This window comes from Methylobacterium sp. NFXW15 (genome assembly GCF_049887755.1).
GTDB lineage: Bacteria > Pseudomonadota > Alphaproteobacteria > Rhizobiales > Beijerinckiaceae > Methylobacterium.
In genome coordinates this window covers 337,535-351,156 of the sequence record NZ_JAGEKG010000006.1, presented here as the reverse complement: position 1 = coordinate 351,156, position 13,622 = coordinate 337,535, and the positions used below count along the sequence as shown (strand labels likewise).

The following is a 13,622-nucleotide window of genomic DNA, read 5'->3' as shown; positions in this document are numbered from 1 at the left end:
TGCGTGGAGCCTCATCATCGCTCGATGTGGTGCCCTCGCTCACGCTCGAGTAGCGGATCGGTGCGACTGAGGCGGCGGGCAAGCTCATCAACCAAAGCGCGCGCCGCCCGGGCCGGTGCTTGCGTCAGACGACGCCCGTAGGCGTCTACCAGCCGCCACGTCGGCATGATGAGCGGCTCGACGCCGAGCCACGCTACGGTCTCACGCAGAAGCCTCGCTGCGCGTATCACGCGCCGCACGTCGATCCCTTGGCCGATGGGCTCACGCGTTCCGAGCGATCCATCCCGCACGAACGCGACCCGGTCGGCGGCGTGATCGACCACGTTGACCTTCTCGCTGTAGGTCCGCGCCTCTCGGAACAGGCGTTCCAGCACCATCGCGTCGGTCGCCGGCACCTGCGCATCTTCTTGCCGCTGCCGGCACAGGGCGTCGAGCCGGTCGCGCTCGACCACTACCCTGGCCTCGTGCCGGTGCCGGGTCAGGCCTACATAGATCTCCCGCGCGTCCGTGGCCGCCCCGACATACATCACCGCCGCGGAGGAGGTCCGGCCCTGCGCCGCGTAGCCGGTACCGGCATACGCATGCACGATCCTGGGCGGCGGCCTCTTCCGGCCGAACCGCGGCTGTTGCGCCAGATCCGACCACGCCGCCTCCAACGCGCGACCATCCTTCAGCGCCAAGCGCAGGCGTGCGCCGCCCTCCGGCTCGGCCATGATCGCCTCGACCCGGGCGCGATTGCCGTTGCGCACCCCGAGATGCGGCAGGCTCTCGCCGAAGCGAAGGGCGTCGCCGACAGCCAGCGCGAGCGGCACCGGCCTGTCGTCACGGTCGCGCGCCGGCAGGATGACCACATCGGGACCGAGGTATCCCTCTGTCCGCAGCACGGCTCGTGCCCGGATATTCAAGGCTGCAGCATCGGCGTTGCGCCTGGTCACGATCAGCACGTCCTCGCCGTGCGCCGCGCGCTGCTCGCTCCAGACCGCGAGCACGCGCGCTTGCGCGGCCTCGGTGCCGGCGACCAGCTCGACCCGCTCGCGGACTGCGTAGGCGCGCAAGGCCGCCTCGACCTCGCCGCGCGCCATCAGCACCGAGGCCGCACGCTGCCACTCCACCGTCTGCCGGCGGACCTGTTCGAGCACCGCGGAGCGCCCGACCACATCGGCGACCGCCCGCAGAGCACTCGCGCCCCCGACCGAGGCGAGTTGGCGCCGGTCGCCAATCAGAACCACCTTCGCCCCGGCCGAGCGGGCCGCGCTCAGCACGGCTTCCAGGTCGCGGGTCGCGACCATCCCAGCCTCGTCGACCAGCACCAGGGTCTCGGCATCGAGCAAGGCCGGGCAGTCCGGGCGGTGGGCGGTGTCCGGACCTGCTGTCAGCGTCCGGTCCTGGCGCCAGCGCGCGATCGCCTGCGCCGGGATCCCGGTCGATCGCCCGAGCTCGTCGGCCGCCACCCACGACGGGGCGAGGCCGATCACCCGGAGACCGGAGCCGCGGGCGGCGGCCACCAGGGCGGCCGCCGTCGTGGTCTTGCCGGTCCCCGCACCGGCCTGCAGCAGTGACACCCCGTCCCGACCCGCGGCGTGGCGCACGGCTTCGCCCTGCTCGGGACTGAGGTGAGGCGCGTGCTCCAGCGCGTTTTCGACCGCCGCGGGCGTGATCCAGACCCGCTCCAGGGGACGATCGGCCGCGCGCAGCATGGCGGCTTCGCAGGCGGCGATGCCCGGACTGGTCCAGCACGCGCTGGCACCCAGCACCATCACCGCGTCGGCCAGCGGCAGCAGTGTACCGTCCCGCTCGAGCTGGGCGAGCTCCGCCTCCACGGCATCGACCCCGATGCCGGCGAGTCCCGCAACCTCCAGGGCGCGCTGGAGCAGATCCTTGCGCGCCAGGACACTCTCGTGCCGGAACAAAGCCGAGGCGGCGCGCGCCACCGCACCGTCGCCGGGGATCTCGGCCGGGTCGAACGGGGTCTCCCGATCGCGCTCGACAGTCATCACGAGGGCGGGGTCGTGCTCAGGGTGACGCGCGGCCAGCCACGGATCAATCGCGCAGGCGCCGAGTTCCGCGCGCCAGCGTGCCTCCAGCTCCGGCCCGGTCGGCAGCTCCTCCTTGCCCCGGCGGGTCGCCAGGGCGGCGATCTCGCGCTGGGCGCTGCTGGCGCCCGTGCCCGCATAGGCCAGGATCTGCTCAGAGCGCTTGGAGAAAGCCTGGAGCAGCGTTTCCGGCAGGCCTGCGACCTCCCACTGCCCGCGTCCGGCCTCGCGATACCGCAGGCCGAACCGCTCGCGTAGTCCCTCGGCCAGGGCTGCCCTGTACGCCGCTCCTACCCCGAGCTGGGCAGCGTATAATCGCTCGGGCTCAATGGTTAGATGTGTCCGGGATTTGTAGCGACCGGCGCCGGCATTTGCAGGCGCACCAGCGACATTGATGAACACGCAATGTGTGTGAATATTCGGATCACCTTCACGAGTTGTATAGTGGTCGAACCGTCCGACGATCAGGTCGTGCGGTCGATGCTGCTCCTTGCCGCCCGCGCCGGTCCGGACGGTGATGAGCCCCTCCGCGGTGACAAAACTCAGCGCGCGCTCGACTGCGGTGCGATGGGCGGCCTCGATCGCCGCGCGCTGCTCGGACGTGCCGGCCATCCAAAGGACGGATACGGACTTCCCGGGCGTCATAGTGCAATCAACGCCGGCCCAGTGGCCCGGGCCCGCGCCGCGGACCAGCGGCCTGCCGGTGGCCGGATCGAGCCCTGCACAGAGATCCCGGAACGAGGCCGCATCGATCACCGCGCCGTGGCGCACGACGGTCTCGCCACTGCTCCACCACACCCCGCCGCCATCCGACAGGTAGTACTCGTCGCGCCGATCCGGCCGTGCTTCGCGCTGGCTGTCGTTGGTGTAGTACACCGCCGCCGGTGAGCCAGCGCCGAGGCGGTGCAGCGAGGCGGTCACAGCGCCGGATCGGCGGCGGCGCCCGCTCGGAGGCGGCAGACCTTGGACAGGTCGATACCGCCCGATGGCGCACCGAGGTCACCGACGGCCTGGGCCATGTCGAGGATGGCGCCGTCGATCTGCTCCATCCGCTCGATCAGGACCCGATGGCGGATCGCCACCTCCAGGGCTTGAGCGACGCAGTCAGCAGCGAGGCTCTCGGGGGACCAGCCGCGCTCGGTCGCGGCGGCCTTCAGTCGGTCGGCGAGCGCCGCCTCCAGGGTCACGGTGAGCTTGACCTCCTGGGCCATCGGCGTACCCGCTGCATGAGGAACTACGCCCCACGCCGTCGCACGATCCGGACGCTTCGGCGAGGCTCGCTCGGCCACGCGGTTAACGCCCCCTCACTTCAGTGCGTGTGGTGTGATGCGTCCTCTCATACCGTACGTGTTACCGTACCGCTGCCGTACTCGGCCGTAGCCTGCCGGACGCGACCGGACGCTAACGTGAGCTTGCCGTCGTCCCCGGTATTCGAGCGATTGGCTGCACGCCTCGGCAAGCCCTGGACTGCTAGGGCCTCGCCATGGCCCAGCGCCCCCGCCTCGACCTACGCCGCCTCGCCCGCGACGCTGCCGCTACACCCGGCAGCCGCCGCAGGGCTGAGGCGCCGGGCGGTCGGCCCGCCACGGGTTTGATGGATGCCGTACGCGACCATCTTGATGCCCTCATCGCGCTCCAGGCCGCCGGCCTGACCTGGGATGCGGTCGCGGCCGGGCTCACGGCGCAGGGCTACACCACCGCGAACGGCCGGCCGGTCACCGGGCGCAATCTCACCGGCATCATCTCCAGCGTCCGCCGGCAGTCCGCCGCCCGTGCGGCCAAGGCGATGGCACGAGCAGCCCATCCCGATCGGCCCAATCCTGCACCACGACACGCTGCCCAGACTGCCTCCGCTTCCCGATCGTCACGGCTCGCGCCCGAGCTTCGTGCGGAACGCGACGTGCCGGCCGCCGCGGACACGGACGCGCCGCTCACCGAAGCGGAGATCCGGCAGCTGCAGATCGAGAAGCACAGCCACCTGTTCAAGAAGGACTGACACCCATGCCCCGCGTCCTCCTCGTCGCCCAGGAAACCGGCGGCATCGGCAAGTCGACCGTGACCCGCGGCTTGGCCGAGGCGGTCCCGGACGCCGCGATCCTGGAGATCGAGTCGGTGCCGCGCCTGACCGAGTTCAAGACCGCCACCGCCGCCAACGAGCCCGGCAGCGTGCAGCACTTCCGCATGCGCGCCACGCGCGAGGCGATCGAGGCCAGCGGCGGCAAGGCTGCGCGGGCCGAGCTCGACGATGTGATCAACACGCTGCATACGGTGAAGACCGCCACCCTCGTCGACATCGGTGCGAACACCTCGGCGAGCCTGCTCGGCATCCTCAAGGACGAGGCACCGGTCCTGAGGAGCGTGGGGATCGAGCTCGGGCTGGTGGTGGTGGCGGCGGCTGAAGCCGGCTCCCTCGCCGACGCGGGCAAGCTGCTGCAGGGCACGCGGGACTGGGCCGGGGCACGCTTCGTCGTGGCCAATGCTGTGCGCGGTGCGATCGACCCGGCGATCCTGAAGCGAGTCGTGGGCGACGCGACGGTGACGCACCTGCGCGCCTTCGAGCTGGAGGACGAGACGCGCGCGGTCCTGGCGGCCGGTCAATTGCGCGGTGTCGGCCGGCTCGACCGGGCGAGCCTGGTCGAGCAGACCTCACCGGCGAAGGCCGGACGGATCCTGCGCGATCTCACCGCCTTCCGCCTGGCCGTGATGGAAGCGGTCAAGCCGGCCGCCCTTTGGCTCGTCGAGAAGACATCGGTCCCACCGGCACGCGGCGGGACGCAGGCGGGGGGAGCCAGGCGTGCCCGCAACGCCTGAGGACGTGCGCGCCCGTCTCGCGCAGGCCGAGCGCGCCGCCCGCGAGGCCGCGGCCGCATTCGAGCAGGACAGCCGCGCCGCACTCACCCGGTTGAAGGCGCGCCCGCAGCGCGAGCGCTTCGCCGCCCTGGAGGACGGCGCCCCGCAACTCCTACCGGAACATCGGCGCGAGCTCCTGCTCTCCCTGCGCGACCAGTCCGGAGAGGCGGAGCCGAGCGCTCGGCCGATGCCGGTCCACGCCAGCCGCATCGAGGTCTGGCGCGGGCGCCTGCCGTTCCGGGGGCGCCTCGTCGTCCGAAATGCGCTGCTCGCGCTCTGCCTGCTGTCCGCGCTGCTCCTGGCCTACCGCCGCACACCGATCTCCTGGGTCCAGGTTCGGAGCAGTGGCGACGTGCCTGCGGACTGGGTCATGCCGGATGGGCAGCCCGCCGGCGACCGCCTCGTGGCCGGACGTGCCTACGCGCTGATGCGCGTCACGGACGGCAAGGCCGAGCTGCGCGATTGGCGCCCCGGGGTCGGGTACGCCGTGACGTATGTGCCGGCGGATTGGCTGCAGACCCGTCCCAGACCAGCCTCGCACTGAGCGCCGGAGCGTCCTCGATTGAGGACGCTCCGGCGCCGATCACGTGGCAATCGAGCTGCCGAAAGCAGCTGAACCGATCAGCCCTGTCAGGTCCGGTCGCGCGTCCTCTCGACCTCTGCCGCATGCACGCCGGCGCATCGGGGACACGAGCACGGCGAGGGCCTCGGCTCAGCGCGTCCGACCGACCGGCGCCACGGAGGTGATCAGCCTGCGGAAGCGCGGATCGGTATGCGCGACCGTCTTCTTCAGGCGCAGCGGATGACGGGAGTGGCCGCCGCTGTTGGGAAACACCAGGAGCTCGTCGCCCGGCATCGCGATCAGCGCCTCCTTGGTCATCAGCCGAGCACCTTGCGAGGCACGGGTCGTGGACGGCGTGCCCTTGGCGTCGCCGGTCGGAGCGTTCTGCGTCTCAACGAAGGCGGTGTAGTCGCCGATCGCCCGCGACCAGCGTTCGGCCTCGTCCGGGTCGACGGCCGGGACGTCGAAGATCGTGACGACCTCGGCGGTGTTGAGCAGCACGTCCGCTCCGGCCTCACCGTAGAGGCCGACGAGCTGGGCGCGATCCTGCCACATCGTCCACAGACTGGCGCCGTAGCCCGGCAGTTCGCCCGACGCAGTGAGCAAGGCGTCGAACCGGCCGAGCACCGCGGCCTCGTCGACGAAGATCATCAACCGCTCGGTCGGGCGACTACGACGCACCGAGGCGAACAGGTCGGACAACAGCCAACGCAGGAACGGGGCGAGCACGGCCTTGTACTCGGTCGGCACCGCCACGAACAGATCGACGGTACCGGAGGACAGCTCCTCCAGCTGGAAGGTCGAGGCGCCGACGAGGTCGCGCAGGCGCCGGTCGGCGAGCCACTGGAACGCCTGCAGGGCGGTGGACTTGATTGGGTCCTTGGTCTTCGGATCGGCCTCCAGGATCTCCAGGGCTGCGTGGGCCGCGGGCTCGGGCCAGTGTGTGACGTACTGCTGCAGGAGGCCGCGGAAGCGCCCCTCGTCGCTGAGAAGGTCCTGGACCTCCATCACCGAGCACACCTCCGGGCGGCGCAGGGTGACCAGAAACGCGCCGGTAATCAAATCGACGGCCCGGTTGCGGAAGTAGGCAGAGGCCTCACCGTTCCCGGTGGCCTCGGGCAGCAGCGCCAGCGCGGTGCTCTGGAGGTAAAGGACATCGTCCGGGTCGCGGCTCTGGAGCGGGTTCCAGCGGTCAGTGCCGCCAGCCAGCTTCATGGGATCCAGGCAGACGACGCGCCGGCCGAGTGCCCGGCGCCGAGCGGCCACGGAGCGGTAGACTTCGCCCTTGGGATCGAGCACCACCGCCGGGCCGCCCCAGCCCTGAGGTTCGGGGAAGGCGAGGTTCGGGATCAGGAGACCCGAGGTCTTACCCTTGCGCGGCGGCGCGATGGTGACGAGCGTACCCTGTACGGTGATGCGCACTGGGCGACCCGTCCCCGGATCCCGGCCGAGTTCGAGGCCATCGCGCAGCCACCCGCGCTCGGCCGCGTTGGCAAAGCGGGCGGAGCCGAACAGGTCGGAGGTGTCCCGCTTCTGTTCGGGCTTGGCGCGTCGCAGCAGCTCGGCACTGAACAGGATCAGGAGGGGGGCGACGGCGAGGAGCGGCCCGAGTGACCAGCCGTCGTTCGCGAACTCGGGGGCGCGGCCGATCAGCATCAGATACGGTACCGCGAGCGCATCGCCCATTTGGCGGGAGAACAGGGTCTCAAACCAGACACCTGGGCGCGTCACCCCTGTGGGCCAATACGCCGGGTCGAGCCCGTTCTGGATCAAGCCCGCGACTGGGTGGGCAAGAAGCACAGTTGCGAGAAAAGCTAAGAAGACCAGACGCATGCGCATGAGGGGTCGATCACAAAGGCCGGCGGCGTCACTGCAAGCACGGCTGGTCTTCCACGCTAGGAACTGAGCGACGGCATGGCTTCCAGCCAAGCCATGCCGATTGGGAAAGACAGCCGTCGATGGATATCGGGGAAGCCTTAAAGCAGCGACAGGATGTCCCGCTCCAGGCGCGCGAGGGGCTCAACCTTATCCCCGGGGAGAGGCCTGACTTGCGAAAGATAAGACAGGCACCTCAGCCCGGCACTGAACTGATTACGGGTCGCTGACGTCCGCAGTTCGTTGTCTATGACCCTGCACAAACGCGCCTCGGCGATAAGCTTGTCGTCTTCCAGAGAAAACACATCACTCGCAGACGCGAACTCGCGCGCCACGTCGCCGTAATGGATCTCATCGCAATGATGTTCAAGAAAAGTCATCAGCATGAAGCAGTTCGCCGCAATTTCCCTGTAGATCTTGTATGGAAACTCCGACTTTTCAGAGTTAAAAACTACCTGCTGCAGATTGTAAAAATTTGGCACTGCGCATGTCCCTCAGGGTGACGTCGTCGGCATATACGCCTTTCCCTGAAATAATGTCTTGGGCAGCGCGCAAGCTTTAAGCAGGAAAATAATAGCTTGGTCATTTTGTTTTCTAAAATCAAGCACCTTTGAATGAAAGTGATATCACCCGCCTCCTCGTTTGCAGCTAAATGGAGCCAGAACCCGCCCCGACAGACAAGCAAATGACACTGGCAAAATTAATCTATAGATGTAGCGAGCAACGCGATGGCCCTTTCGTCGCGGGTATTACGCAAGCCAATGGCCTCATTCCCAAAGCTGGCCGGTTCATCGTCGACCAGAGCGTGATGGATGCGGTCCTGCGCATGGAGAAGACACCCTTCGCTGATCTGCTGCGCACCCTCGATCATGCACGGCCACCCTTTCCCCTCACGTGGATTGAATGGGGCAGTCCGGAAGGAGGCCATCTTGGCTATCTCGTCGAACAGGCTGAGGGTACGTCCGGCTTTGCCTTCCGTCAGTTCTTGCATGCACGAGGTATCGAACGCGCGACGGGCTCGACCGTGGTGTGTACCCTCGGCCGTATCCACGTAGATCCGAGCGGGTTTCGCTGCGAAAACGTGACCGAGGCCGCGACCAGTGGCAATGGGCCGGGCCCGAATCCGCATGAGCAGGCAGCCGCAGACCTGATCAGCATGTTCCTGATCATCAACTCGCCCTCGGGGGTCGTCACGATCGATGCGGCGCCAGACACGCAGCGGGTCGACGCGCGCCGGATCGCCAAAGGTCGGCCGCCGCTATCGAACCTGCGGCCGATCCGCCTCGACGTCGCCCGTCTGCGGCAGATCGATGTCGAAAATGGCGCCCTGCAAGCTGATGGACGCCCGCGGGCGGAGCACTTTGTGCGGGGGCACTTCAAGTTTCGGAAAGGCAGGATGTGGTGGTGGTCGCCCCATATCCGCAATCAGGCTGGGAACGAGCCCTCCGCGCTTCCTCGAGACTACCAAGTCATGAGCTCCGAAATTTGATTGATCAGATTTTGCTAAATCTCGGTGCAAGGCTGGCTCCACGCCTATCGTGATAAGCGGCATTTGATCGGAGCGCTTTTAGGTATGCGGTTGCCGTCACGCGCACGAGGCGGCATTGTGTGGCGTAACCCGGGTGGATAGAGCGGCGGGGGCCATATCGACTTTGCGGTTCCAGCCGGAGCCGCTACCCTGGCACGATGATCGATGCGCCGATCACAGCTGCTGCCTCAGACACGGAACCCACTGCCTCGGCAGGGCCGGCCGCAAGTACCATTGTGGCCACCCGCTACGAAGTTGCTCGGGCCGCAGAGCTGTGTGCTCTACTGCGGGAATGGCCACCCGTCTTCCCCGCCGAGATCGGAGCTCCAATCCGGCCACTGGCGTTGGGTATCCACGACGCGCTCCAAGCTCTCACCCGGCCGGAAATCGACGACGCGCAGCTAAAGCAGGCGGTGCGCGGCTACTGCCTCGGTCTTGGCTATCTGCTCGCCCAGGGTCGATCTGGAGCGTGGCGGTACGATCTGGCCGGTAATCCGGTGGAGCCAGTAAGCGAGGAGCACCGCCGGACGGCGTGGACGCGGTTCAAGACCGTGCGGGCACACCGAGAGCGGATCCGAATGACGCGGCGCGCCGCACAAGCGGCACAGGCTACTCTCGCAGTCTCACCCGTCGACGACGCACGCCCGGAAACGGACGTAAGTCGATCGCTCGCCTGAGGCGAGTACCAGGGCGCGCGGCAGCGCCTTTATAGCCCGAGCAGGACGCGGACGGAGCCGACAACGGTCATGACGAGACCGCACCCGAACGCGACGCTCATGCGCGTTCAAACGGATTGAGCGTGCCGCACTGTCCAATCGCTCCACCTCCTGTTTCCAGGCGTCATGCTCGTCCTGGATAGCCGCGATCCGGGCATGGAGCTGACCGGCTTCGATGGCGGTCTCCCAGAGCAGGTTCTCGGCGGTCGCGAGCTGCTGACGTAGCTCGTCGTTCTCTGTGGCCAGGGCGAGGAGCAGCGCCACCAGGTCGTCGCGCACGGCATCGGGTACGGCGCGCCTCCAGAATCGGGAAGGGCGCGTCTATCCGAGCCGCGCCGGGGTGTCGGCGCGGTTTGAGCGATTCGTCATCACGCCTTCTCGCCTCCCCTAAAGGAGCAGAAAAAGCTCAGCTTCGCAGCGTGTTCGTCAGACCGTCCGGGTTCAGAACCTCAGCGCATGGCTCTGGCCGTGCCACCATCCTGTCGGATTCTCGGAGAAACCGCACGGTCGAGGTCGCCCGCTGCCTTCCGGCAGCCCTTCGACGGTTGTTTTGTCCTCGAATCTAACAGGATTGGAACTTGAGTAGGCGTGGGGTTTGCAGATTTGCACCCTCCCCCCTTGGCCACTGTCCCGCGCCCTGAGCGCTCTGGCTGTCCGAGTGCCATCGGCAGTGCGGTCTTGCGGGCGAGCCTGAGCCAGGCAGTCCACTCCGACGCGATGATGCGGAGGATGTTGGTGTCGTTGCGAAAGCCAGTGATGCGCCGTTCCTCGACGCTGAGCAGCCCGAGCCTCTTCGCCCCACGGACGGCATTGCGCACGGTGGTCTCAGCCACACCGACGATCGCCGCGAGGTGGCCGACGGCGAGCCGGCAATCGCCCCGCCTAGTGGTCTCGGCCGCTACGAGCGCCAGCACCGCCTGCTCGGCGAGGGTGAACCGGGCTGCGAGCGCCGGCGGCAGCCGCCCGGAGGCCGCCCAGCGGCGGCGTCGCTCCAGCGACGCGTCCGTGCGCGGCCGCGAGCCGACCGCCCTCCTGGGTGCTGCTACGCGGTCCTGGAGGGTATCCCCTGCCCCACCGACCTGTGACGCCGCCGGTATCGGTACCTTGTTGAGGCGGGGGTTTGAGGCGGCGAGCGTGCGGGCCTCGATTAGCCTGGACAGGCCCTCAGCCTCGGCCTCGGTGAGCTTTCCCTCCCCGTAGGCGCGCCACAGCAAGGCGGTGACCTGAGGCAGTGTGATTCGGCTCGCGGCCTCGATGGCGCGGCGGATTTCGTCTGCAAACATCCCTTCTCGGCCCTCGTCGGGCCACGACAGGTCGTTCCGGACCGCCGGTTAGGGCGTCCGGTCCACAGGCAAAGCCTCACCGTCGCGAAAGTTGGCGCTTTCGCTTGACGCCCAGGGGCATCTCATGGCTTGTGAGGGGTGGATACGGGCCTCACAGGCCTTTTCGGTTTCGACGGCCCTCCAGTTTGGCGACTGGGGGGCCGTTGGCTTTTCAGGGGTCGACTTGCGGCGGCGGTGTCTCCTGATGCGTCCGGCGACTCGCGCGAGGCGATGCGTAGCCGGACATCGCATGTCGGCTGGAGCGCACGGTTAAGTCAACGTTGAGCTATCCTCCGGAGCGCTGAGCGCACCGTCACGGCAAGGGGCGGGCTTGGGCGGAGAGGTCCAAAATCGGCTCGGATAAGGGCGGCAAGATCGACACAGGTGTCGCCTGTGACGAGTATACGGGCGGCTCTCCGGTTGTCCGAAGGCCATTCTGACGGCTACAGCCTGCCGATGTCCGACAAACTCGACGCTCTTCTCGAACGCCTCAAGGCGCATCAGCGCACGCTCATCCTGGCAATGGCCGAACATGACGGGTTGCCAGCCGGAAGCGCGCTGCGCCAAGTCGCCGAACTGGAGAACGTCATCGCGGCCGTTGAGGCGGTCGCGGCTGAGGAAGCGGATCGACGGAAGAGCGATCGCGGATAACCGTTCGACAAGTTTAATCGGGCAGCAATTTGCCTATTATACAAGGAATTCTTTATACAAAGCTGCCCATAGCGATCTCAATCCAATCGTTCTATGGGTCAGGAAGCGCCATGCTTGCCAATATGCGCTTGAGCACGAAAGTCGTCACTGGTTACGCTGCTATACTTTCGACAATGGCAGCACTAACTATCTACGGCGTCGTCGAAGTTCGCTCAATTGATAATAGCCTAGCAACAATCAATGATCTAAATTCCGTCAAACAACGCTACGCCATCAACTTCCGCGGCAGCGTTCATGATCGCGCAATCAGTCTCCGCGATTTTACTCTGGTTTCTGATCAACGTTCGCGTGAGACGGTCCTCACCGACATCGCCCGATTGTCGGACGCATACGCTCGCTCTGCTGCCAGCATGGATCGCATGTTTGCTGAGCACCCCGACACCTCGGCTGAGGAGCGCACGATCCTCGGCAACATCAAGCAGACTGAGGCTAGAACGCTGCCTCTGATGAAGGAAGTCGTCGAGCTTCAGCAGGCCGGTCAGTCCGACAAGGCACGCTCGGTTCTGATGCAGGAGGCTCGTCCCGCCTTCATTGAGTGGCTCGGGCGTATCAACCAGTTCATCGATCTCCAGGAAGCTCGCAACCAGAGCATCGGCGCCGACGTGCGGGCAGTCTCGCACGCCTTCACCCTCCTCATGCTGGGCCTGCTTGGACTGGCCGCTGCCGTCGGCGTTGGGTTCGGCCTGTGGGCCTACCGCGCCATCCGACCGCTGAGACCGTTGACCGCTGTCATGCTCAAGCTGGCTCACGGGGATCTCGACGTCGTCGTTCCGTCGACGAAGCAGCGCGATGAGGTCCGCGACATCACACAGGCTGTCCAGGCCTTCAAGGACAATGCCTTGGCAGCGCGGGCCCTGGCCGAAGAGCGCCAAGCCGAGCAAGGGCAGAAGATCCAACAGGCCGAGCGGATCGATGCGACAACGCGCGCCTTCGAGAGCACGATGAACGCCATCGTCGGTCACGTATCGGCTGCGGCCAATGACATGCAGAACACCGCACGGATCATGGAGAGCACGGCAGGGAACACGGCAGCTCGTTCGAACTCGGTCGCCGCGGCCGCACATGAGGCTGGCGTGAACGTCACCACGGTCGCTGCAGCCGCCGAGGAGCTTGGCCTGTCGGTGCAGGAGATCGGCCGCCAAGTGGCCGGCTCTGCCGATTTGGCGAGGACGGCGGTCGTAGAAGCCGATCAGACCGGAGCATTGGTGCGAGAGCTGAGTGATGCAGTCACTCGCATCGGTGACGTGGTCGGACTTATTTCCTCGATCGCCGGCCAAACAAACCTGTTGGCCCTCAACGCCACCATCGAGGCGGCTCGTGCCGGTGCCGCGGGGCGCGGCTTTGCGGTGGTCGCCTCTGAAGTGAAGGCACTCGCTGAGCAGACGGCGAAGGCCACGGGCGACATCTCGGGGCAGATCGCACGTATCCAGGGCGTGACGGATCAGGCAGTGGGCGCCATCGGAGCGATCACGACACGGATCCGCGAGATCAGCGGCGTTGCTACCTCCATCGCCGCTGCGGTCGAGGAGCAGGGTGCAGCCACCCAGGAGATCGTCCGGAATGTCTCTCAGGCGGCCATGGGCACGGACGATGTGTCGAGCAACATCGCTGGCGTAGCCACAGCGGCGGGGGAAGCGGGTACCGCAGCAAACCAGGTCCTGGGCGCAGCTACGGAGCTGTCGCTCCAATCTGAGACCCTGGCGACGGAGGTTGGACGGTTCCTCGCCACCGTACGGGCGGCGTGACCTGCGTTCAGTTAGATAGAACGACAACGGCGCAGCAACCCATGAGGTCACTGCGCCGCTGGATCGGGCCGCAGAGGGGCGATGGCGGCCTGAAGAAGGGCTACGCCCGACGTCACCTCCGCGAGGTGCGCCCGAGCACATCCAAAAGGATGTGGCTCAGTAGCGACAGGGATCAGCCATCACCTGTGGACACCGCGAAGCGCCCCCGATCCGTCAAGGTTCAGGAGCGAGCGTGCTGTCCTCTCTCCCGATCCGGCCTCGCCATGTTCGCCAGCCCTCA

13 protein-coding genes are annotated in these 13,622 nt (G+C 67.1%); 7 read left to right on the top strand and 6 right to left on the bottom strand.

Annotated elements, in window-relative coordinates; genetic code table 11:
- Nucleotides 1–14: 14 nt before the first annotated feature.
- Nucleotides 15–2,954, bottom strand: a complete 2,940-nt coding sequence (gene mobF / locus J4O73_RS16190; protein ID WP_426218892.1) for a MobF family relaxase — start codon at nucleotides 2,952–2,954, stop codon at nucleotides 15–17.
- Entirely contained in the window at nucleotides 2,951–3,244 is a 294-nt protein-coding gene (locus J4O73_RS16185; RefSeq protein ID WP_203111983.1) for a hypothetical protein, read from the bottom strand. Before J4O73_RS16185 ends, mobF begins: the two co-directional genes overlap by 4 nt.
- 272 nt (nucleotides 3,245–3,516) lie before the next feature.
- Here J4O73_RS16185 and J4O73_RS16180 point away from each other — a divergent pair, with 272 nt between their 5' ends.
- The 3 genes from J4O73_RS16180 to J4O73_RS16170 are packed head-to-tail and all read left to right on the top strand — an operon-like array spanning nucleotide 3,517 to nucleotide 5,427.
- Nucleotides 3,517–4,029 (top strand): hypothetical protein, encoded by a 513-nt coding sequence (locus J4O73_RS16180; RefSeq protein WP_426218891.1) that lies wholly within the window; start codon nucleotides 3,517–3,519, stop codon nucleotides 4,027–4,029.
- Between the two features lie 5 nt (nucleotides 4,030–4,034).
- Nucleotides 4,035–4,844, top strand: coding sequence for a chromosome partitioning protein (locus J4O73_RS16175; protein WP_426218890.1), 810 nt, complete (start codon nucleotides 4,035–4,037; stop codon nucleotides 4,842–4,844).
- Nucleotides 4,828–5,427: a hypothetical protein gene (locus J4O73_RS16170; RefSeq protein WP_426218889.1), complete on the top strand. Its 600-nt coding sequence runs from the start codon at nucleotides 4,828–4,830 to the stop codon at nucleotides 5,425–5,427. Before J4O73_RS16175 ends, J4O73_RS16170 begins: the two co-directional genes overlap by 17 nt.
- A 168-nt stretch (nucleotides 5,428–5,595) precedes the next feature.
- Here J4O73_RS16170 and J4O73_RS16165 read toward each other — a convergent pair whose 3' ends face one another.
- Nucleotides 5,596–7,176: a type IV secretory system conjugative DNA transfer family protein gene (locus J4O73_RS16165; RefSeq protein ID WP_426218888.1), complete on the bottom strand. Its 1,581-nt coding sequence runs from the start codon at nucleotides 7,174–7,176 to the stop codon at nucleotides 5,596–5,598.
- Between the two features lie 245 nt (nucleotides 7,177–7,421).
- On the bottom strand, nucleotides 7,422–7,802 hold the full coding sequence (locus J4O73_RS16160) for a hypothetical protein (protein WP_426218887.1): 381 nt from the start codon (nucleotides 7,800–7,802) through the stop codon (nucleotides 7,422–7,424).
- 203 nt (nucleotides 7,803–8,005) lie between these two features.
- Between J4O73_RS16160 and J4O73_RS16155 the strand changes: the two genes are divergently transcribed.
- Nucleotides 8,006–8,809 carry a hypothetical protein gene (locus J4O73_RS16155; RefSeq protein ID WP_426218886.1) on the top strand — a complete coding sequence of 268 codons (804 nt, stop codon included), beginning with the start codon at nucleotides 8,006–8,008 and terminating at the stop codon, nucleotides 8,807–8,809.
- Between the two features lie 197 nt (nucleotides 8,810–9,006).
- Entirely contained in the window at nucleotides 9,007–9,525 is a 519-nt protein-coding gene (locus tag J4O73_RS16150; protein ID WP_426218885.1) for a ProQ/FinO family protein, read from the top strand.
- Here J4O73_RS16150 and J4O73_RS16145 read toward each other — a convergent pair.
- Both J4O73_RS16145 and J4O73_RS16140 read right to left on the bottom strand, forming a co-directional pair.
- Complete coding sequence (locus J4O73_RS16145) at nucleotides 9,472–9,843, bottom strand: hypothetical protein (protein WP_426218986.1); 372 nt, start codon at nucleotides 9,841–9,843, stop codon at nucleotides 9,472–9,474. The genes J4O73_RS16150 and J4O73_RS16145 overlap by 54 nt on opposite strands.
- 170 nt (nucleotides 9,844–10,013) lie before the next feature.
- Nucleotides 10,014–10,847, bottom strand: coding sequence for a helix-turn-helix domain-containing protein (locus J4O73_RS16140; RefSeq protein WP_426218884.1), 834 nt, complete (start codon nucleotides 10,845–10,847; stop codon nucleotides 10,014–10,016).
- A gap of 495 nt (nucleotides 10,848–11,342) precedes the next feature.
- On the opposite strand from J4O73_RS16140, the gene J4O73_RS16135 reads away from it, so the two are divergent.
- Together J4O73_RS16135 and J4O73_RS16130 are read left to right on the top strand one after the other, a co-directional pair.
- Nucleotides 11,343–11,537, top strand: coding sequence for a hypothetical protein (locus J4O73_RS16135; protein ID WP_426218883.1), 195 nt, complete (start codon nucleotides 11,343–11,345; stop codon nucleotides 11,535–11,537).
- 110 nt (nucleotides 11,538–11,647) lie between these two features.
- Nucleotides 11,648–13,342, top strand: coding sequence for a methyl-accepting chemotaxis protein (locus J4O73_RS16130; RefSeq protein WP_426218882.1), 1,695 nt, complete (start codon nucleotides 11,648–11,650; stop codon nucleotides 13,340–13,342).
- Nucleotides 13,343–13,622 lie beyond the last annotated feature (280 nt).